Origin of the sequence: Alkalihalobacillus pseudalcaliphilus (assembly GCF_028610675.1) — a bacterium.
Taxonomy (GTDB): domain Bacteria; phylum Bacillota; class Bacilli; order Bacillales; family Bacillaceae_D; genus Alkalihalobacillus; species Alkalihalobacillus pseudalcaliphilus.
Window position 1 is genome coordinate 72,396 of record NZ_JAQQWS010000010.1, and the last position, 21,349, is coordinate 93,744.

General features: G+C 37.4%; 19 protein-coding genes. 13 read left to right on the forward strand and 6 right to left on the reverse strand.

All coding sequences use genetic code 11. The annotated features are described in order from the left end of the window. The first annotated feature begins 228 nt into the window (after nucleotides 1-228). The gene (locus PQ479_RS17240) at nucleotides 229-1,191 is read left to right on the forward strand and encodes a hypothetical protein (RefSeq protein ID WP_047987276.1); all 963 of its coding nucleotides are present in this window, start codon (nucleotides 229-231) and stop codon (nucleotides 1,189-1,191) included. Nucleotides 1,192-1,209: 18 nt separating this feature from the next. Here PQ479_RS17240 and PQ479_RS17245 read toward each other — a convergent pair whose 3' ends face one another. Continuing rightward, the gene (locus tag PQ479_RS17245; protein ID WP_047987277.1) at nucleotides 1,210-2,043 is read right to left on the reverse strand and encodes a Ppx/GppA phosphatase family protein; all 834 of its coding nucleotides are present in this window, start codon (nucleotides 2,041-2,043) and stop codon (nucleotides 1,210-1,212) included. A gap of 319 nt (nucleotides 2,044-2,362) precedes the next feature. Between PQ479_RS17245 and PQ479_RS17250 the strand changes: the two genes are divergently transcribed. Next, nucleotides 2,363-2,701: a DnaJ family domain-containing protein gene (locus PQ479_RS17250; RefSeq protein ID WP_273717116.1), complete on the forward strand. Its 339-nt coding sequence runs from the start codon at nucleotides 2,363-2,365 to the stop codon at nucleotides 2,699-2,701. A gap of 115 nt (nucleotides 2,702-2,816) precedes the next feature. Here the strand turns inward: PQ479_RS17250 and abc-f are convergent, their stop codons facing one another. After that, on the reverse strand, nucleotides 2,817-4,451 hold the full coding sequence (abc-f, locus tag PQ479_RS17255; RefSeq protein ID WP_047987278.1) for a ribosomal protection-like ABC-F family protein: 1,635 nt from the start codon (nucleotides 4,449-4,451) through the stop codon (nucleotides 2,817-2,819). A gap of 1,053 nt (nucleotides 4,452-5,504) precedes the next feature. Between abc-f and PQ479_RS17260 the strand changes: the two genes are divergently transcribed. The 7 genes from PQ479_RS17260 to PQ479_RS17290 all read left to right on the forward strand — a co-directional run bounded on the left by PQ479_RS17260 (nucleotide 5,505) and on the right by PQ479_RS17290 (nucleotide 14,306). After that, nucleotides 5,505-6,089 (forward strand): TetR/AcrR family transcriptional regulator, encoded by a 585-nt coding sequence (locus tag PQ479_RS17260; protein WP_047987279.1) that lies wholly within the window; start codon nucleotides 5,505-5,507, stop codon nucleotides 6,087-6,089. Between the two features lie 337 nt (nucleotides 6,090-6,426). Then, entirely contained in the window at nucleotides 6,427-7,998 is a 1,572-nt protein-coding gene (locus PQ479_RS17265; protein ID WP_047987280.1) for a phytoene desaturase family protein, read from the forward strand. Further along, nucleotides 7,964-8,839: a phytoene/squalene synthase family protein gene (locus tag PQ479_RS17270; protein ID WP_047987281.1), complete on the forward strand. Its 876-nt coding sequence runs from the start codon at nucleotides 7,964-7,966 to the stop codon at nucleotides 8,837-8,839. The genes PQ479_RS17265 and PQ479_RS17270 overlap by 35 nt, the downstream gene beginning before the upstream one ends. A gap of 11 nt (nucleotides 8,840-8,850) precedes the next feature. After that, the gene (locus PQ479_RS17275) at nucleotides 8,851-10,356 is read left to right on the forward strand and encodes a phytoene desaturase family protein (protein ID WP_047987282.1); all 1,506 of its coding nucleotides are present in this window, start codon (nucleotides 8,851-8,853) and stop codon (nucleotides 10,354-10,356) included. Nucleotides 10,357-10,366: 10 nt separating this feature from the next. Beyond that, nucleotides 10,367-11,485, forward strand: a complete 1,119-nt coding sequence (locus tag PQ479_RS17280; protein ID WP_047987283.1) for a glycosyltransferase family 2 protein — start codon at nucleotides 10,367-10,369, stop codon at nucleotides 11,483-11,485. An 11-nt stretch (nucleotides 11,486-11,496) separates the two neighbouring features. Further along, nucleotides 11,497-11,979: a glycosyl-4,4'-diaponeurosporenoate acyltransferase CrtO family protein gene (locus tag PQ479_RS17285; protein ID WP_047987284.1), complete on the forward strand. Its 483-nt coding sequence runs from the start codon at nucleotides 11,497-11,499 to the stop codon at nucleotides 11,977-11,979. Nucleotides 11,980-12,548: 569 nt separating this feature from the next. Next, entirely contained in the window at nucleotides 12,549-14,306 is a 1,758-nt protein-coding gene (locus PQ479_RS17290) for a glycoside hydrolase family 13 protein (protein ID WP_047987285.1), read from the forward strand. Between the two features lie 81 nt (nucleotides 14,307-14,387). Here the strand turns inward: PQ479_RS17290 and PQ479_RS17295 are convergent, their stop codons facing one another. Next, nucleotides 14,388-14,645 carry a hypothetical protein gene (locus PQ479_RS17295; RefSeq protein WP_047987286.1) on the reverse strand — a complete coding sequence of 86 codons (258 nt, stop codon included), beginning with the start codon at nucleotides 14,643-14,645 and terminating at the stop codon, nucleotides 14,388-14,390. A 413-nt stretch (nucleotides 14,646-15,058) separates the two neighbouring features. On the opposite strand from PQ479_RS17295, the gene pflB reads away from it, so the two are divergent. From pflB to PQ479_RS17310, 3 genes are all read left to right on the forward strand, one after another. Beyond that, nucleotides 15,059-17,299, forward strand: coding sequence for a formate C-acetyltransferase (gene pflB / locus PQ479_RS17300; protein ID WP_047987287.1), 2,241 nt, complete (start codon nucleotides 15,059-15,061; stop codon nucleotides 17,297-17,299). Nucleotides 17,300-17,332: 33 nt separating this feature from the next. Further along, nucleotides 17,333-18,091, forward strand: coding sequence for a pyruvate formate-lyase-activating protein (gene pflA / locus PQ479_RS17305; RefSeq protein WP_047987288.1), 759 nt, complete (start codon nucleotides 17,333-17,335; stop codon nucleotides 18,089-18,091). Between the two features lie 149 nt (nucleotides 18,092-18,240). After that, a complete protein-coding gene (locus tag PQ479_RS17310) occupies nucleotides 18,241-19,170 on the forward strand; it encodes a manganese-dependent inorganic pyrophosphatase (protein ID WP_047987289.1) in 930 nt (309 codons plus the stop codon). Between the two features lie 112 nt (nucleotides 19,171-19,282). Here PQ479_RS17310 and PQ479_RS17315 read toward each other — a convergent pair whose 3' ends face one another. Together PQ479_RS17315 and PQ479_RS17320 are read right to left on the reverse strand one after the other, a co-directional pair. After that, nucleotides 19,283-19,768, reverse strand: coding sequence for a DUF4188 domain-containing protein (locus tag PQ479_RS17315; RefSeq protein WP_047987290.1), 486 nt, complete (start codon nucleotides 19,766-19,768; stop codon nucleotides 19,283-19,285). Next, on the reverse strand, nucleotides 19,761-20,324 hold the full coding sequence (locus tag PQ479_RS17320) for a PadR family transcriptional regulator (RefSeq protein ID WP_047987291.1): 564 nt from the start codon (nucleotides 20,322-20,324) through the stop codon (nucleotides 19,761-19,763). Before PQ479_RS17320 ends, PQ479_RS17315 begins: the two co-directional genes overlap by 8 nt. Nucleotides 20,325-20,459: 135 nt before the next feature. Between PQ479_RS17320 and PQ479_RS17325 the strand changes: the two genes are divergently transcribed. Further along, a complete protein-coding gene (locus tag PQ479_RS17325) occupies nucleotides 20,460-20,819 on the forward strand; it encodes an NIPSNAP family protein (protein WP_047987292.1) in 360 nt (119 codons plus the stop codon). A 222-nt stretch (nucleotides 20,820-21,041) separates the two neighbouring features. On the opposite strand, the gene PQ479_RS17330 is transcribed toward PQ479_RS17325, so the two are convergent. Continuing rightward, the coding region (locus PQ479_RS17330) for a hypothetical protein (protein WP_273717117.1) at nucleotides 21,042-21,349 on the reverse strand (308 nt) is incomplete at its 5' end.

Genomic DNA, 21,349 nt, shown 5'->3' on the forward strand with positions numbered 1-21,349 from the left:
TTGTTTTTCTTTTGAAATGGAGTGCGGAGACCCGCAGGACGTGCAGCATAATTTTCGGTAGCGACGAGCAGCGCACTATATTTGCACTAACTTTCATACGAATATTTAGAAAATTAACAAAACAACTAACCGCCAATATAGAAAGTAGTGTTTGGTATTCTTCTTTTGAAAAGATGTTGCTTATCTTTACTTTAAAGTGAGTAGTATATAAAAAATAGGGGTGGGGTTATGAAGAATTTATTTTATATGTGTACAGAAGGTTCAGTTATAAGTATATATCGTCAATTAAAAGAACGTGGCACATTGGCGAGTGAGCAGGAAACGGAGTATATAAAACGGTATAAAGAACGCTTTTTTCAAGAAAAGCCTGCGTATGAAATCGAACATCCAAACAAGTGGATACAAGGTGTAATTAATTCGTATCGTAGTTATTTTCAACAAGTATTATCGGAACAGGAAGAGAAACAAGTCGCAGAGCAGCAGCTTTATAAGCAGCTGAATACGTTTATATCGTCAAAGTCAATGGACATGGAACAAGTAGAGGAACAACTGAAAGATATTTTTGAAAAAGAGGGTTATTTTTTTCAAGGCGGTCGAGTTACCCCGCATTACGGTCCATTTATCTGGAAAAGGCAAACGGAAAAAGTGTATGAGGTGGAATTGCCTCATTCGATTCAAAATGTGAAAGTAAAGTTTCTAGATGATTTTTTACTATTAAGTTGGCTTCATTTTGCAACCTTTGGACAAGTATATGCTGGAGGGTGGGCAGAGAAGGATGCTCTTTATTGTATAGTGCCTAACTATCGTGATGTGTTTGAAAAGGATACTTTTCTTGTTTCCTTTCTTAAACATGAAGCACAGCACTTCGATGATTATCAAGCATTTCCAAAGCTAGGTGGTAAGGATTTAGAATACCGTGCAAAATTAATTGAACTTATCTATTATCAAGACCACACATTTTTAGAGAAAATGTTCGTTCAAGCTATTTCAAATGAGAACCCTCATAATTATTCTTCCTACATCCTCAAGCAAGAACTACATGATTATTTTTTTGCAAGAGATTTGGTTGAAAGGGAAGAATGGCAGAGTGTTGATTACCCTGCCATTAGCGAATATTGCCGATTCCTTTATGAAGCGCATACAAAAAAACTACGTCAGTTTGGTGCCGAACATGTGATAGGGGTTATTTAATGATTCACTGCAATATTTTTAATGGTAAGAGAATTGAGCATTTTTTTGATTAAATGAATAAAGAATACTATGCCCCATATCTATTGGTTGAACATCTATTTCTTCAATATTTAAGCTTTTGACAAGATGATGAATGACATAGGAAGCTGCTTGAATATGGTGACTCCATTTCTTAGGCAGTTTTTGTCTTGAAAAGTAAAGCTGAAGGGACCTCCAATCATTTGCAAGAATAACATCGATACATGATTGCTGATATAGAAGCTTCAAAAATGGATACGTATCGTTTATAATCACCAACTTTTTATAGTGGGTAAGTAATGAATGTTCGTTTGTTAATTGCAATACGAGTTGATTTACTTGTTTTTGCTCTGTAAGCATGCCGACTGGTAAGGTTAAGCATTCATCTATATGCCCTTTCTCTGAAAAGACTAAGGTGGAACTAGTTGCATGCAAATTGAAAGTTAGACTTGGCTGCTCCTGGGCTGATTGGGACGACAGAACATGTAAATACGTTTCCAATGGCTCAGAACAAATGTACATCGGGAAGGGAAAGGCTTCTTTAATCATATGAATATATTTTTTAAGATTTTTGGCATATCGAATGGCACCTGTGGCGACTATGAATGATTTTTGGCAATCATAGGCTTGCATTACTTTTTCTAATTGACTTAATGCCCACATCGTTTTCTCAATTTGACTTTTCGTTATAATGTTTTGAGCAATGATTTGACTAAATAAATCAACTTGTACTTTTTTACGGGAAATAACAGTAAGACGCTGTTGGTGAAATTTACTGATGATACAGCTTATAGAATTAGAATGGATTTCGATTAATGAAAAATAAGAAGTCACTTTAGGGTACCACTCACTTTCCTATGGATAGTCACCTTTATCATAAAAAATGAATGTTGAAGGAATATGAAGAATTCTCAAGGAATTTATGAGGATTGTAAAGCTTATGTATAGATTATGAATGAATGATAAATTGTTAAGTAAGTATGGACAAAAAAATCGTTCTTGAGATTGTCATGAACTTAATAAAAAACAGAATATTCGATATGTTAAAATGAGGTGATTAAAAAAAAAAGGATAGTCTGTCAAATAAGAATATTTCTTTGACACAATCTAAAGCATTGATTTCAAAAAAAATAAATTCTCGGGAGGGCTTTTTGTGAATGAGTATAATGATTTGATAGGAGATATGTTAAAGAATAGTGAGCAAAAAGGTGATTTGAAAGGGAAGGGTAAACCGTTTGCTCAAGATTTTATGCAAAGAGACGTATTTCAAAACTTTCAAGAAAAAGCAAAAGATGCTGGTTTTTTACCTGAGTGGTTAAAGCTACAGAAAGAAATTTCTGTTTTGATCTACGCTGCTCAAACGGAAGAAGATATCGACAAAATTAACGAAAAAATCAAAAAGTATAACTTGCAGTGCCCCATACCGATGCAAAGAACAAGGGTTTTTGGATTAGAAGGTTTAGATAAAGCAAAGAATACATGGGCTTTTTGAACATATAAGTAGCTTGTTCTGGTTCAAATAAATTTTGTATGGCTATAAGAAAATGCATTGGAAAAGAAAGATGACAAGTGTATGTATCACACTTGTCATTGGTAACCATGGATGATTATAATTCTTTAATATGTTTGATAATCTCCTTAAAGCGGAGATCTAGCTTTTGATAATCGGGATGATTGCTAGGTAAAAAACTGAGCTTCCCTAGTACTTCTTGTTTCTCTGTTTCTAGCTGCATTCGCACTTCTTCCACGTTGTCTAGCTGCTGAATAGGTTCTTTCGTTAACTTTTTTACTAAATGGCCTTGCTCAAACTTAAGCTCAATTTGGGTCGTTTTCTCCAGAAAATAACGATCATGTGATACTACGATTAAGGTGCCGCGATAATGAGATAATGTCTCTTCAAATTGCTCGCGTGAAGGTAAATCTAAATGATTCGTTGGCTCATCAAGAATGAGTACATCTTTTTCCTCAAGTAAATATTTCATTAATTTACATTTGACTCGTTCGCCCATACTCATTTCGCGTATGGGTTGTTGCCATTGTGCGGCGGTAAAACCTAATTGTTTGATTATATGACGAACTTTTTCTTGAGCGGACGAGCTCGTTGGTGCGAACAGGTCTTTGGGTGAGCTGTTCAGTGGTAGGTCAAAGACATCTTGACTGAGGTATCCAACTTTGGCTGCAGGTGAAATCCAAAGGTTACCGGTGTATGAAGAATCTTCTCCCATGATGATTTTAAGTAGTGTAGATTTGCCGGAACCGTTTTTCCCGGTCAAAGCAACTTTTTCACCATGGTTGATCGTAAAATGTTCGGCTGAGAATAGTTGAGTGTCTGTAAACCATTTCTCTAATTGATTTATTTCTAGAAACCTTTTTCCTAGCTTATGATCCATTTGTAGTGAGAACTGTACTTGGTGCTCCTCTTTTACAGCCTCTACTTTATTTTTGGCTAGCTCTGCTTCAAGTCTTCTCTTTTTCGATTTGATTTGTTTATCTTTTTTCTTGGCCTTCACGCGGTAGTATTCCTTGAATCCTCCTTTTTTGGTCGATTGGGCATGACCTGAAGCGGACCAGTTGCCTAGTGTGTGTATTTGTTGGTTGATTTGTTTAATCTTTCTTTGTTGTTTATCAAATTCTTGTTGCTGGTGTAGACGTTGTTGTTCCTTTGCCTTGATATAACTAGAATAGTTACCTTCATGCTCGTGGAGGGTAGTATCTTCAATGGCCCAAATTGTATCGACAACATCGTCTAAAAAAGCTCTGTCATGTGAAATGACGATGACCGAACCTTGGTAATGACGAATTTGATTTTGTAGCTTTGTTAAGCCTTCCTGGTCAAGGTGATTAGTAGGCTCATCTAATAATAGAAGATCTGATTGTTTGGCGAATCCTTCAATTAAACGTACCTTGAGCTTTTCACCCCCACTTAAATGCTGGTAATGAACAAGTGGAATCCCCCACTTTTTTAATTGTTCCATCTCATCTGGTTCATTTACATTTATTTCAAAATTGGCTTGTTCTTGTTCAACCGTCGTTATCGCTAGTGAGTCAATAAGAGGCTCTATGACTCCGGAAGTCGGCATCATATCACCATTGATAAGCTTAAGCAACGTAGATTTGCCAGATCCATTCCTACCTATTAAGCCGATCACACTGCCTTTTTTTATTGCCACATGTATATTTTTAAATAACACTCGTTCTTGAAATTCTACCTGTACTTGATTCATTTTAAGAAGTTCTATCATTATGAATTCCCCTTTTTAGAGGGAGGAACAGAAAAATCCTCCCAAATAATTGGAAGGATTAGCCGACATATACCAAATAAAATAAAGCATTCATCCTCATGAATGACTGCTTGCATATGGAAAATGGGTAGACTAATCCTAGGTTTACGTGTTTGAAATATCAAATTTCAATTAGTAAAAATAAGATTAGTTAATCATTGTCCACCCATCAGTCCTTTCAAAATAATTACAGTTACTATAACACATGGGGAGCTTGTCTGTAAATGTATTGAAAGTAGTTGAGTTAAATTAGGTTTGAGTAAAAGACAACCTTGACTTATAATTTTGTTAAGAATAACTTTTTTAAGTAGTGAAAGTAAAATAAGTGATGCTCATTTATCAAGATAATTTGACCTTTCGTTTTTTGTTTTGGTCCGTTTCTGAAAATCGCAAATGCGCGAAATAGCCAATCGGGCGTGGCTACGGTCCAAAAATACTTGGATGGTAGATATTAATCATGGTCAGTGATTACTCTCTCTCTTATTTTGTTGGCTGTTTGTGCGGTATGCTGAATCCTTTTGGGTAAGCTCTTATGGGCAATATCCAAAAAGTGGCGGGGCTACGTCTTAATGTGAGAATCACCAAAACCATTTATGAAAGAAAGGCCACTAGTTAAAGAGAAAAATCCAATAGAACAAATGCCACCAACAAACACGAAAGTGTGCTTTTTATTGATTTCCTTTCATTCACTTTTGGTTTTTGTTCTGGATTCATTTTAATGAATGATGTAAAACTGGTCTTGAATTTGAGATTTAGATTAACCCAGCGGACGGAAATATGCGGAGACTACAATGGGGCGTAGTGGAAGAGCTGAGATCCAGAGGCGTAGCCGATTAGCTCAGCGCCACCACAATAGGACGCGGAGCATAATTTTCGGTAGCGACGAGTAGAGCTACCGCATATCATCTTTAGTACACTTTCAGCTATGGTGGGAGGCAGTGTCTAGGGGGCTGAAAGTTCTTATTTTAAGATAATTACTAATAGGTAAATTAAAAATAGGAAAAGGTGAATAGATTGAAGAAAAGAACAAGATTGGAAGAATTAGAACGTACTCGAACGAGAATACTTGATGTAGCTGAGAATTTATTTATGGAAAAAGGATTCCGAGCGGTATCAACGAGAGAGATTGCACAACATGCCAAGGTTACACAACCAACACTCTATCACCACTTTAAAGATAAAGAGACATTATACATGGTGATGATTGAACGGTTTGTTGAATCGATTCAAATGAAAATGCAAAAGGTTAATGAAGGTGAAGTAGCTGATAAGCTTGAACGTATGTTAATGATTTTATCTGAAGAGCATCCTTCAAGTATTATGCTCATGGTTCATGATCTAATGGTTGAAGTTTCAGAACCAAATAAATCACGTATCTACATTTTATGGCGTCAAACCTATTTAGACCCTTTTATGACAATATTTAGGGAATTAAAAAAGGAAGGAAGATTAAGAACACATATTTCCCCTGAGGAAGCAGCGAGATTTTGTTTATTAACATTAGGACAAGCGATGTTATGGAAGAATCGAAGAAAAGAGCTTCAGGCACAATTTAACATATACGTCGATATCATACTGAATGGTACATATATTCGATAGTGGACAAGCACTAATTTATCTATTTTAAAACGATAAGTGAGGTGTTTTTTTGTCTCCTCTATGACATTCAGTTTGTCCATTCGTAGCAAACAAATGAAAATTTCATTTGTTTATCTTCTTATAAGAGTCTGTCATCGGCTAAGTTCATTTTAAACAAACTATTTTCTTTTTTTAGGAGGAAATAGGAGACCAGTTATTTTATTTTAAATAAAAGTTTCATTTATCGTTTGATAAGTGAAAATTATGGGTATCTACTAAAAGAAAGATTGGATACATGATCTTATTTTTAATCCTTAAAGACAGATAACCAAGAAGTCTAAGAAAATGTGGGGTGCCTATGAAAAAGAATAAGAAGGTTATAGTTATTGGTGCTGGTGTAGCTGGATTAGCAAGTGCCATACGATTACAGGTAGCGGGTTATCAAGTAGAAATCTATGAAAAGAATCAAACACCGGGTGGAAAGATGAATCGTATTCATCAAGACGGATATCAATTTGATTTAGGACCAAGTATTGTTATGATGCCAGAGCTTTACCAAGAAGTTTTTAAGCTAGCAGGAAAAAACCCGGATGATTATATTCCAATGGAGAAACTCGACCCCATGTATGACGTTTTTTTCGGAGCACAAGCAACAGAGAAATATGCCATTTCCTCTGACTTTATTGATTTAATTAAAACTTTCGAACAAATTAATGAGCGTGATACAGAAGGGTTTTTGACGTATTTACAGAAAATTTATAAGCGCTTTAATGTGGCAAAAAATCACTTTTTACAACGCCCATTTAGACATTTTTTTGACTTCTATAACCCGTATATGATTTGGCAAGGCTTGAAGCTTCGCACATTAGGTAATGCCGATGCATTTATTAGCCAACATATTAAAGATGAGCGCTTAAAGCAAATGCTCAGTTTTCAAACGTTATATATTGGAGTCTCGCCATATAGTGGACCTTCCCTTTATACGATTATTCCGATGATTGAATTTATGTATGGGGTTTGGTTTATAAAAGGTGGGATGTACACGATGGCTACGGCGATGGAAAGGCTTTTTAAAGAGCTTGGTGGCAATATCTATTATCAAACGGAAGTGGATGAAATCGTAGTAAAAGGCGGTCGTGCAACTGGTATTCGCTTAAATAAGGAAGTAGTTGCCGCGGATTTTGTTGTTTGTAATGCGGACTTTCCACATGCGATGAAATTCTTGGTGAAGGATACAAAAGCCAAAGGTAAATATACGGATGCCAAAATAGATAAAATGAAATACTCATGTTCATGTTTTCTGATGTATTTAGGTATGGATAAAAAATATGAACATCTCGATGCTGTCCACAATTTCTTTTTTAGCGAAGATTTACGTCAGAATATTGAAGGTATTTTTAATGGGGAAAAGTTAGAAGACCCTTCATTTTATCTTTATATAGCTTCTAAGATGGACCCTTCCTTAGCACCGAAAGATAAAGATGGTTTATATATCCTTGTTCCCGTTTCAGACTTATCGACATCTCAATATGAGTGGGATGAGCAAACGGTTTCGTTTTACCGCAATAAGGTGTTTACTAAACTGTCAGGAATTGAAGGGTTGGAACATATTGAAAACGATATTGTTTCTGAAAGTTATATGACACCGATTGATTTTAAAGAGAAGTTAAATGCCTATAATGGGGCATGTTTCGGATTGCGTCCAACGTTAACTCAAAGTAATCATATGCGTCCTCAGAGTAAGGCCAAAAAGTGTGAAAATCTTTACTTTACGGGAAGTAGTACACACCCAGGAGCAGGTGTTCCAATTGTTTTGTTATCAGCCAAAATTGCGACAGAAGAATTAATGCTTGATGATGGTACCTTCCAAAATTCAAAAGTAGAGGTGAAGAGTTATGTTAATGAAGCAGACGCAGCAGTTAAAAGCTGATTACTATTTTTGTGAAAAAATCATCCGAAAACATTCTCAAAGTTTTTATTATACATTTAAACAACTCCCAAAAGATAAAGCGCGTGCCGTCTATGTTATTTATGCTTTTTGTCGGTTAGCTGATAATACGATTGACCAAAATAGTGATCATCAAGTTAAAAAAATGCAGCTGATGAATTTACGAGAACAATTAGAAGCTTTTGAGCGAGGGGAGGAACTCTCAGCACCTTTATGGAGAGCTTTACGTGATGTGTTTAATCGCTACGAAATGGACATCCAACCATTTTATGATCAATTAATCGGTCAGGAAATGGATTTAGATTTTTCTATTCCAAAAGATGTGGAGGCACTTGAAACGTATAGCTATTATGTGGCAGGTACAGTTGGTCTAATGCTACTTCCTATTATTGCAACAGAGCATAATCATAAACTCAAGCAGTCAGCTATCCAGTTAGGTGTAGCGATGCAAATTACGAATATTCTTCGAGATGTATTTGAGGATGTAGGTAAGTATCAGCGTATTTATTTGCCCTCTGACTTAATGGAGACGTTGCAATACTCTGTTCAGGATGCTGAAGGGTTTATTGTAAATGAAGCATTTATTCAAATTTGGGAGCAATTAGCTCAAAGAGCGGAATCTAACTATGTTCAGTTTGAAGATTCTCTTCATCTCTTTGATCAAGATAGTCAATTCCAAGTCCTATCTGCAGCAAGGGTATATCGTCAAATCTTACAAGTAGTAAGGGAAAATCAATATCAATGTTTTGGGAAAATAAATGCCGTTTCTGCTACACAAATAGGTCAAATAATCCGACTTACACAAATAGATATTGCGAATTAAGGGGTGTTAGGATGCGAAGTCAAAAGAAGAAGGCGATTGTGATCGGTGCTGGTCTTGGTGGAATTTCATCCGCTATTTCTTTAGCTCAAGCAGGCTTTCATATAGATGTTTTTGAAAAGAATGAACACCTTGGTGGAAAGGTAAATCGCTTAGAACTAGATGGATTTGGTTTTGATTTAGGTCCGAGTATCTTAACGATGCCTTATATCTTTGAAGACTTGTTTACAAAAAGTAACCGTGTAATGAAGGATTATGTGAAGATAAAACGCCTTGAACATGAGTGGAGGGCTTTTCATCCCGGTGGAGATATTATTAATGTATATGGCGATCTTGACCAAATGCTCCATCAGAATGACCTTCTTAGCAAAAAAGATATGAAAGATTATCAAAGGTTTTTACGATATGCTAAAAAGCTTTATGAAGCAACAGAAAAAGGTTATTTCGCTCAAGGTTATGATACGACGATGGAAGTCATGAAACAATTTGGCGTTTTCAAATCAATCCGTGAATTTGATCTACATTCAACGATGTATGGAGCAATTAATCGTTATATTCGAAATCCGAAGTTGAAGAAAACATTAGCTTATTTTATTAAATATGTAGGCTCTTCTCCATATGAGGCACCAGCTGTATTAAACATGATGATTTATATGCAACAGCAACAAGGGGTTTGGTATGTGGAAGGCGGGATTCACCGATTAGCCGAAGGGCTTGTGAAGCTGGCGAGAGAGTTAGGCGTTCAGTTTCATACGGGGCAAGCTGTCATAAATATGGAGAAAGAAAAAAGAGCCATTAAGGCTATTGAATTAGAGGATGGCCGAAAGTGGACAGCTGATTATTTTGTCTCTAACATGGAAGTGATCCCTGCCTATGAAAGGCTACTTAAGGTTGAAGAAAAGGAGCTGAAAAAGTTGGAGAAGAAATTTGAGCCTTCAAGTTCCGGGCTTGTTCTCCATCTTGGCGTAAAAGCAAATTATCGCCAGCTTACTCATCACAACTTCTTTTTTTCAAATGATTTAAAGGCACAGATGGATAAGGTGTTTAAACAAAAGGTTTTACCAGATGACCCAACTATTTATTTAGTCAATGTTAATAAAACCGACTCAACCCAAGCACCTGATGGTTATGAAAATTTAAAAGTTTTACCTCATATTCCATATATTCAGGATGAGCCTTTTTCACAAGAGCAATATATGAAATTTCGTGATCTAATTTTAGCAAAATTAGAAACGATGGGTTTAACCGATTTACGGAAAAATATTGTTACAGAGCATATGTGGACACCTCATGATATTCAGCGAACATATGGATCGCATCGTGGTTCAATTTATGGAACGGTCTCTGATAAAAAGAAAAACAAGGGATTCAAGCATCCAAAACAAAGTGAAAATTTCCACAACCTATTCTTTACAGGTGGAACGGTTAATCCTGGAGCGGGTATGCCGATGGTTGTTTTAAGTGGTAAACAGGTTAGTGATAAAATTATCGCAGCTGAAAACGAAAAGGGAAAAAGGTGACCGAATGTTCATGTTTCTGATGTGGGTCGGCTTACTATTGATTTTTCTTTCCTTTGTGGCAGGCAGTGCGATGTTATGGAATACAGCAAGGATTCCAAAGACTAAAGGAGGTGTATCTACCGATAAGGTTTCTGTCATTATACCAGCCAGAAATGAGGAAGGGCGAATCGGCCCACTATTACAATCTCTGCTCTCTCAAACAAACCCAGCACTAGAAATCATCGTCGTTGATGATCACTCTACAGATCGGACTGTTGCCGAATCGAGAGCTTATGGTGTTACGGTCTTGGAAGCGAAGTACTCGAAGCAATTAGAATGGCAAGGGAAGTCTGCAGCTTGTTGGCTAGGGGCGAAGTATGCAAGCGGTGAACTGCTTTTATTTTTAGATGCGGATACGAGATTAGAGCATTCTGGTAGTTTGGCTAGTTTAATTGGACAGTACATAAGTGATGGCGCGTCGGGGATATTGTCCGTTCAACCCTATCACCATATTAAAAAATTTTACGAGAATTTTTCGGTGATTTTTAATATAATTGTTTTAGCGGGCATGAACGGCTTCTCCTGTTTAAAAGAGCGAATTAAGCCTGCTGGGGCATTCGGTCCGTGCATCCTCTGCCGAAAAGATCAATATTTTGAAGTTGGTGGTCATGAGACTGTTGGAGAAGCTATTATGGATGATATCGTCCTTGGTGAAATTTTCATGAAAAAGGGCTTACCCGTTCAGTTAAAGACCGGTCATGGATGTATTCAATTTCGCATGTATGCTGAGGGGATGCTTCGATTAATCGAAGGTTGGACAAAAGGCTTTGCGACAGCTGCTACTTCCACACACCGCTTTATTTTAATCTTAATTAGTCTGTGGATGACTGGAGCTTTCCTAATCCCCATTCAGTTAGCTATAAGTATATGGGTCGGTTTTAGTCATTGGTCCATACTCTTAGCAGGTATCTATTTGTTATTTTATGGACATTTAGTGTGGCTAGCAAGAAAGGTTGGTCATTTTTCACCTTATGTTCTTACGTTATTTCCTCTTTTCTTTCTCTTCTTTACGGCGTTGTTCATACGGTCTATTTATTTAACGAAGGTGCATAAAGAGGTTCGTTGGAAAGGTAGAAATGTTAAAGTGTAAGGAGTGAGGAGATGCCGATAATTGAATTTTCCCTCGGGTGGTTGCTCGTTGTTAATATTGTTGCCTGGGCCATGATCCACCTTGTTTTATCCGTGATTATGGCCAAACTGCCCTTACATTATTTTGAATGTGATTCTTTTTTATATCGCACTCGTAAATGGGAAAGGGCTGGGGAGCGTTGGCAGCAACTTTTTTCGGTGAAAAACTGGAAAGAGTGCATTCCTGATGGCACTAAAATGATTGGGACAGGCTTTGCCAAAGATTCACTTCGGTCGAGACGAAAATCCTATTTAGAGATGTTTATGAAAGAGTCGCGCCGGGCGGAGTTAACCCATTGGTTGTCCATTCCACCTGCTCTACTTTTTTTTCTATGGAACCCAGCGTGGGCAGGCTGGCTGATGATTGTCTACGCACTCTTATTCAATGTCCCAATTATAATTGTACAACGCTACAACCGTCCACGATTACAAAGTATGATAAGACGCATGTCATAAAGTGCAGGTTGTAGAAAAAGTAAAGTAATAAACACCTCTTCAATGTTGAAAGTGACGTTGGGTGCGGGGGGGGGGAGGGAAGCCGAGAAGTAACAACACCGGGGCATGAAAAGAGGCGTTGTGTTGTAGGGATAGCCGAGAAGTAACAACACAAGCCGAGAAAAAGAGACTCTGTGTTGTAGGAAAAACAAACAAGTAACAAAACCAAACAAACCACTCATTCAGCTGATAATATTCTGTTTATTTTCATTATTATTCTTTCATACAAAGCCCACATGGCGAAGCCCGATTCACTTGACCACCAACAAAGATGAAAGTAGGGTTTTGCTCTTTAACTGGTGGCACTTGATTCAATATGATTTTGCTTTTTGGTTAGTTAGCTTGAATTATTTCTCATTTATTCATTTTGTATGAGAAGTGTACGAACCAAAAAGCCTGCACTAGCCAAAGCTGCGGGAATGGGGTGGCCGATTCCCGCCGGAGGGTGCGTCCTCCCATTCCCGTAGCGATTTTCGAAGAAGAGCACTTGAGCTTTAGTCAACTTTCATACAAAAGGAGCTAAAATAAAGATGAACAAACATGCTATTTACCATCGTGCAAAAAGCCATATGTCATATGCAGTTGCAGAGAACCGAGTACATATCCGTTTAAAAAGCGAACGTAATGACTTAACTTCCGTTTACTTACTTACGGATTCAAAGCAAGGGTGGGTAGAAGGAGATGACGGAAAGTGGCATTGGCATAAAAGAAAACTGCCAATGGAGAGAGAGTTTCAGACAGAACTTTTTGATTATTGGTTTGTAGAAGTGGAACCAATCGATTATAAAATGCGTTATGGCTTCCTCGTATCAGATGGAACGGAAACGCTCTATTATTTAGACAGAGGTTTTTTCCCTGTAGAAGATCCGTCAATTGGTGATGATATTAATAGCTACTTTGCTTTCCCTTATGTACATACACAAGATTTGTTTCAAGCACCTTCTTGGGTGAAGGATACAGTTTGGTATCAAATATTCCCTGAAAGGTTTGCAAACGGTGATGCTAGTCGTAATCCAAACGATGTATTACCATGGAATAAAAAAGATGAAGATCTTGGGCAATACAGCTTTTATGGAGGAGATATACGAGGGATCATTGAAAAGCTAGATTATATTAAAGGACTAGGCATGTCAGGTATTTACATGACTCCTGTATTTAAGGCTACGACTTCCCATAAATATGACACAATTAATTATTATGAAATTGATCCTCACTTTGGGACAAAAGAGGATTTAAAGGAGTTAGTTGAAAAAGCTCATCAATTAGATATGAAAGTAATGCTTGATGCGGTCTTTAATCATATAGGTGATAAGTCTCCACAATTTCAGGATGTTCTTGAAAATGGAAAGGAATCCAAGTATTTTGATTGGTTTATGTTTGAAGAAACGGAAGGGGCGATTGACGATTGGAGTTATCGTAACTTTGTGCCTGCAATGCCAAAGTTGAATACGGCGAATCCGGAAGTCATTGACTATTTATTAGATATAAGTCGTTATTGGATTGAAGAAACAAATATTGACGGCTGGCGTCTTGATGTCGCTAATGAGGTTGACCATGAATTTTGGCGACTTTTTCGCAAGGCTGTAAAAGAGGTCAAAGAGGATCTATATATCTGTGGAGAGATTTGGCATGATAGTCAAGCATGGTTATACGGCGATCAATTTGACGGGGTGATGAATTATCCATTATCTCAACCGATTCAAGACTGGATTGCTACGGGACGTATTAATGGTAACCAGTTCCAAAATGACTTTGTTCATGCTCTGTTACGTTATTCAGAGCCGGTTAACCAAGGGATGTTTACGTTATTAGATAGTCATGATACGCCTCGAATTACCCATATTGCTAAGGGTGACAAACGAAAAGTAGATATGTGTTTAGCTTTACTTATGTCTGTGCCAGGTGCGATTTCTATATATTATGGAACAGAGATCTATTTAGAGGGCGGTGCTGACCCAGATAATAGACGTTGTATGCCTTGGGATGAAGATGTAACTTTTTCAAACATAGCCAAGATCAATCATTTACGTTCAGATTATGAAGTATTTGGATCAGGAGGCAAGTTTGAATTTCTCCTCGTTGATGCGAACACGGTCATTTATAAAAAAACAAATAAACAAAACGGCTTATATTTTATCTTCCATACAAAGGGAGAAGCCGTCATTGAATGGCCAGAAGAAATGAAAGGAAAGTCATTTAAGAATCTGGTATCTGAAGAAAAGATGGAAGCCGGAGATACCGTCACATTAAATGAATTCACCTACTACATTTTGGAACCTAGGGGTTGAGAGCGAAAATAAGAGGAAGAAAGCCCGAGCAAACGTAGGATGAACAAACGAAGTCTAATTAAAAAATTCCCCCAAATGGCTTTAATAAGCTTTTTGGGGGAATTTATTTTTAGCTTTCACTGCACGAACATAGTCGATATACCATTCTGGTTTCGGTAATGAAATGACGATATCTTCTGTTAACCATTCAATCCGACCATCTTTATCAAGTTCTACCAGTAGTTCTAATAGCTCATCCTTTGAACGTTTTGTTCGAAGGCAAAGAGTCGGGAGTGTAGGAAGTATGCCTGCTTCACACATTCCTTCAATTACAGTAAACATTAAATCTTTTTCACTCACTGGCACAACCTCCCTACATATTTTTTATCGTTTCTGTTTATTATTATTAGGTAAAAAGAAGGGGAAATCCTTTTAAATTTCTGGAAAATAGTTCATCAAAATATGACAAAAGTTTTAGTTGTTTCAAAAAGGACTAGAAGAATATTATCTAAAACTATAGCACAGTTTTTCGTTTTGATAAATACAGATGTCTATAACAAAATAAAGGGAAAGTCTGAATAGAATATTATGAAAGTTCAATGAAATGTCATTTTTTCTCTTTATATCAGTTATTGTGAGAACATTCACAATAACTTCAAACTTTTAATGAGCCGCTCCCTTATTATGGTAGTACAATAAAAGTATAAAGCTGTTATATATTCAGAGGAAGAACTGTAGTTGTTTTTTTATTCTATTTGAAGGAGGAAAAACAGATGAAGCATTGGAAAACTTTTAAAGGTGAAGGTTGGAAAAAGGAAATCGATGTAAGAGGGTTTATCTTGGATAATGTAACACCATATGATGGGGATGAGGCATTTCTTGAACGGGCAACCGCAGCAACGGATGAGCTTTGGCAGCAAGTATGTGATTTAACGACTGCGGAAAGATTACGTGGCGGTGTATACGACCTTGAGACGGAAACGGTTTCTTCTATTATTTCGCACGGTCCTGGTTACTTAAACAAAAACCTCGAGAAAATTGTTGGTGTCCAAACCGATCAACCATTTAAACGAGGACTTATGCCGTATGGTGGGATTAGGATGGCTCAGTCGGCAGCAGAAGCGTATGGATATCGAGTTAGCGATGAAGTGGTTGAAACTTTTACAAAGTATCGTAAGACCCATAACCAAGGTGTATTTGACGCTTATACAGATGAGATGAAATTAGCTCGAAAAGCAGGAATTATTACAGGCTTACCGGATGCGTATGGTCGCGGGAGAATTATTGGCGATTATCGACGTGTTGCCTTATATGGAGTTGACTTTTTAATAAAGAAAAAAGTTCAGGATAAACAATCACTAAGTAAAAAAATGTCCGAAGATCATATTCGCTTGAGAGAAGAATTATCGGAGCAAATTCTCTCTTTAAAAGAATTAAAAGAACTTGGAAAAGCTTATGGATTTGATTTATCTCAGCCAGCGGCTAATTCATTTGAAGCCTTTCAATGGTTATATCTAGCTTATTTAGCAGCGATTAAGGAACAAAATGGAGCAGCGATGAGCCTCGGGCGTGTATCGAGCTTTTTAGATATTTATATTGAAAGAGATTTAAATAATGAGACCATTACTGAAGAAGAAGTTCAGGAACTGGTTGACCATTTTGTTATGAAACTTAGATTAGTGAAGTTTGCACGAACACCTGATTATAATGAGCTTTTCAGTGGTGATCCTACGTGGGTAACCGAATCCATTGGAGGTACTTCTGTACATGGGCAACATTTAGTAACAAAAAACTCCTTTCGATTTTTACACACTTTGGATAATTTAGGACCAGCACCGGAACCTAATTTAACCGTGTTATGGTCCTTGCAATTGCCTGAATCTTTTAAAAAATATTGTGCGAAAATGTCAATGAAAACAAGTGCCATACAATATGAAAATGATGATTTGATGCGCCCAGAGTGGGGAGATGACTATGGTATTGCTTGTTGTGTATCGGCAATGAGAATTGGCAAGCAAATGCAGTTTTTTGGAGCAAGAGCAAACATGGCGAAAACATTGCTTTATGCGATTAACGGTGGCATGGATGAGCAATTACATGTGCAAGTAGCTCCACGTTATGAACCTATTCGCTCAGATATTTTGGATTATGAGGAAGTGATGCAAAAATTTGACCGAATGATGGATTGGTTAGCGGAGCTGTATATTGAATCATTAAACATCATTCATTACATGCACGATAAATACAGTTATGAACGAATTGAAATGGCCTTACATGATACGGAGATTCTAAGAACGATGGCAACTGGTATAGCGGGGTTAAGTGTTGTGGCCGATTCATTAAGCGCTATTAAGTATTCAAGAGTACATGCGATTCGAAATCAGGCTGGTTTAGCGATTGATTATTATGTAGAAGGCGATTATCCGAAGTATGGAAATAATGACGATAGAGTCGATGTGATTGCTGTTGAGGTAGTAAAGAAATTTATGAAGAAGTTAAAGCAGCACCAAACCTACCGTCAATCTCAGACGACAACTTCGGTATTGACGATTACTTCAAATGTTGTTTACGGTCAGAAAACAGGTAATACACCTGATGGTAGAAGAGAGGGTGAACCATTTGCACCAGGGGCCAATCCTATGCATGGTAGAGATCATTCTGGAGCACTTGCTTCATTAAGTTCAGTCGCCAAAATACCATATGAGTATGCATTAGACGGTGTATCCAATACGTTTTCTATTGTTCCAAAAGCATTAGGAAAAGACGAGGAAGCTAAGGTGAATAATTTAGTAGCCATTTTGGACGGGTATATTTTAAAGGCTGGACACCATTTGAATATCAACGTTTTTAATCAAGAGCAGCTCGTAGATGCTATGAATCATCCGGAAAGATATCCACAATTAACGATTCGAGTGTCAGGCTATGCGGTTAACTTCATTAAGTTGACAAAAGAGCAGCAAATGGACGTGATTAATCGAACTTTTCATGGTTCACTAAGTGAGTTAGCTCACTAACAAAATCGTAAGCTTTATAAGGAGGCGTTTTGTATGAAAGGCAATATTCATTCAATCGAAACTTTTGGAGCCGTAGATGGTCCAGGTATCAGGTATGTGATTTTTACACAAGGGTGTCTTCTTCGATGTCAGTATTGTCATAATGCTGACACGTGGGAAATAGGTAGGGGCAGAGAGATATCGGTTGATGAAATCATGGACGATCTACTTGATTATTTGCCTTTCTTGCAAGCTTCAAAAGGTGGAATCACCGTTAGTGGTGGTGAACCACTTTTGCAGGTTCCTTTTCTAATCGAGCTTTTTAAAAAATGTAAGGAACAAGGGATTCACACTACTCTTGATTCATCAGGGGGATGCTTTATTGAGGCTAAATCTTTTCTAGAAAAAGTAGATGAATTAATGGAATATACCGATCTTGTCTTGTTGGACCTTAAACACATTGACAATGAAAAGCACCAGCAACTAACAGGCAGACCGAACCGAGCACCACTTGCCTTTGCTAAGTATTTAGATGAAAAGCGAATTCCAGTTTGGGTTCGACATGTGCTTGTACCTACGATTAATGATGACACTCCTTCATTGGAAAGGTTAGCCTCTTTTATTCAAAGCTTACGTAATGTTGAGAAAGTTGAAGTACTGCCCTATCACCGAATGGGCATCTATAAATGGGAAGCTCTCGGCTTAAGTTATCCATTAACAGGGGTTGAAACACCAACCGAAGATCAAGTAGCTCGAGCAGAGAGAATTCTAGGTGTGGAGTGGTATGAAGTAAACGGATCGACTAGAGTATAATCATTTTATATGAAAAAAGGAGCGAAGGGGCATGATTGGTCCTTCGCTTTTTTCTGAGTGAATTCTCAAAAAATCAAAATGTGCGCAATTCGGAGGGACATGGTAGAATAAATCACAGAGAAATGTAAATATCTTAAAGGAGCGAGAGTATGTCAAACGTATTAATTTTCGGTCATAAAAATCCAGATACAGATACGATTTGTTCTGCCATTGCCTATGCAGACTTAAAGAAGAAGTCAGGTGTCACAGCAGAACCTGTAAGATTAGGAGAAATTAACGGTGAAACAGAATTTGCACTAAAAACGTTTAAAGTGGAAACACCGAGATTTGTAGAAACTGTTGCTAATGAAACGGAAGAGGTTATTTTAGTCGATCATAATGAGTTTCAACAAAGTGTTGCCGATATAAGTGATGTTCGAATTCTAGAGGTTATTGATCACCACCGTATTGCTAATTTCGAAACGGCTGATCCCCTATACTATCGTGCAGAGCCAGTAGGGTGTACGGCAACGATTCTTTTAAAGATTTATAAAGAGAAAGGTATTAAAATCGAAAAGCCTTTTGCTGGATTAATGTTATCAGCAATCATTTCGGACTCTCTCTTATTTAAATCACCAACATGCACAGAGGAAGACATTGCGGCTGCTGCGGAATTAGCTGAAATAGCTGAAGTTGATGCTAATGAATATGGCTTAGAAATGTTAAAAGCGGGAGCAGATACAACGAGTAAGACAGTTCAGCAATTAATTACGATTGATGCAAAAGAATTCTCTATGGGCGACTATAAAGTAGAGGTAGCTCAAGTAAATACAGTAGATACCAATGAAGTAGTGAATCGCCAAGCAGAAATTGAACCTGTATTAACAGCTTTAATTGCTGAGAAAAATTTAGACTTATTTGTACTAGTTGTCACTGATATTTTAGAGAATGATTCGGTCGTATTAGCGTTAGGTAGCCAAGCACCTGTTGTTGAGAAAGCATTTAACGTTCAGCTTGATAACGGAACGGCTTTATTAAAAGGTGTTGTTTCACGTAAGAAACAAATTGTACCTCCTTTAACAGAAGCTCTAACTTCATAAGATTTGATTTATAAGCCACTCTGCATTGTGTTGGAGTGGCTTTTTTACAAATAGATGCAAGTTCGAGATTCTGATAGGTTCATTAGCTACAATTAATAGGGTGCAGTGTGTTTTATGAAGGGCTAGAGGTTCGATGTAATCGTTGTTTGGCTGATTTTAAATGTTTATTAATTGGAGTGAAACCTGCTAACTTAGCTAATCCAAATACCGGCATATTGACGTAAAGGGATTCCATTTGGTTAGGTTGGACAATATAGGTTTCGTGATAAATCCCTACTGCATGATTATTAGCATTTCTTTGATTAAACTCTTTCCACGCTTTTAAGTGAGTGCCTCCTTTGGCATAGTTCATCAAATCTTCTTCAGAACGCCAGTATTGGAGAAGGAATGTGGTGCGTAAACCAGAAAAACTCTCCATAGCCAAGCAGCCTAAAGATGGGTTTTGATATTGTTCTTTGATCATCTTTGGCATAGCTAAGGCAACAGGTAGCCACTTATGAATAGCCCACCATTTATTAATTCTCATCCCTATCATAAACACAACAACTTTATCCCGATGATTGGCAGTGACTTTTTGATTCTCAATAGTTTTACCCATTATGAAATTCCTCCTCTACTTTTTTTATTGAAGCATAACCCCAATCGATCGCCCCTTGAGTAGTACGAATGCCATAATCTAACGTAATGAGCCAATACATCGCATCTTTTCTTTCAAGGGAATGAGTTCGAATAGACTCCTCGATCATTTGATACGTTTGCAAACGTGCTGTTAATTTTTGCACGTAATCATTAATGTGAAGGATCGTTGTCTGTTTGTCCTGTTGGTGATTGCTAAAAAATAATTTAAGAAGTAGCTCATTTTTCTCAACAGGTAACTGCTCTATCGGTTTTTCTAGCCAATCTTGAAGTGCTGCTTTACCTAAATCGGTCATAACATAAACTTTCTTAGCTGGTTTATGCTCTTGTTCTATTTCTTCAGAAAAGGCCAATCCTTCATCCACTAACTTCTTTAGAGTTGGGTAGATTTGACCGTAACTAATTTTCCAAAAATGATTAAGGCTCGTATCGATCATTTGTTTCATCTCATAACCCGAGTTACAGGTTGTCGTTAATAAGCCTAAAATGGCAAATTTCGAATGATTCTCTTTTGCCAACACTTCCACCTCTTTTATATCTTTTTGATATATATCTAATTGATATAATATAGTGATTATCAGAAAAGTCAACATTTAATTTGAAATTAAAGAAAACAGGATTATGCTAATAAAAAAAGTAAAGGAGTGAGTGTTTTGTTTTATCGAAGGAAATATTATGTAGTTAAAAATAATTATGTCGATGTGCTTAATCTTCACTTTGAAGAAACAAATTTACCTAATCAGTTAAAACATGGAGCCAAATTAGTCGGGCGTTGGATGTTACCATACGATGAGGATACAACGGAGATCTTTGCGATATGGGAATACGACAGCTATGAGCAGTATCAAAAAATTGAACAAAACATAAGAGCCGACCGATTACATAATGATAAAGTGAAGAACTGGTACGAATCCTATGGAGGCAGAGAGCATGTGATGAAGGAGTATATACCGACCTCCAGAAATGAAATGATTGAAACAACCCTAAGCTCGAACAAGAAGCACACAAGCTAATAGACATGGTTGGTTTTTATATGAAAGTTCAATTGTTGCGGTGCGAACATGGAGCGTTAATCGTCGCTGCCGAAAATTATGCTGCGCGTCCTGCGGGGTGGTGCTGAGCTAACCAACGCAGGAGCTAACTCTCAAACTTTCGGCACACTGCCCGCGGGAGTCTCCGCATAGCTGGGTTACTGTAATTCTTTAGTTCCAAAAAACAATCCAACACGATTTTTTTTAAAGTAAAAGAACAAAATCAAATTGAATGAAAAGCCAACTGTTGAAGAACCAACTTACACGTTCGGCTCTTTTCGTACAATTACTACGCCTCTTTCCTTCAGTAACTGTCCCGTTCATGCGTTTTCGTGCAGATACACCGAAGTTTGGCCCGAGCATCTGCACATAAACCGTCTCTTTGTGCAGATACTCCAAGGTTTGGTCCGAGCATCTGCACATAAACCGTCTCTTTGTGCAGATACACCGAAGTTTGGCCCGAGCATCTGCACATAAACCGCCTCTTTGTGCAGATACACCAAGGTTTGGCC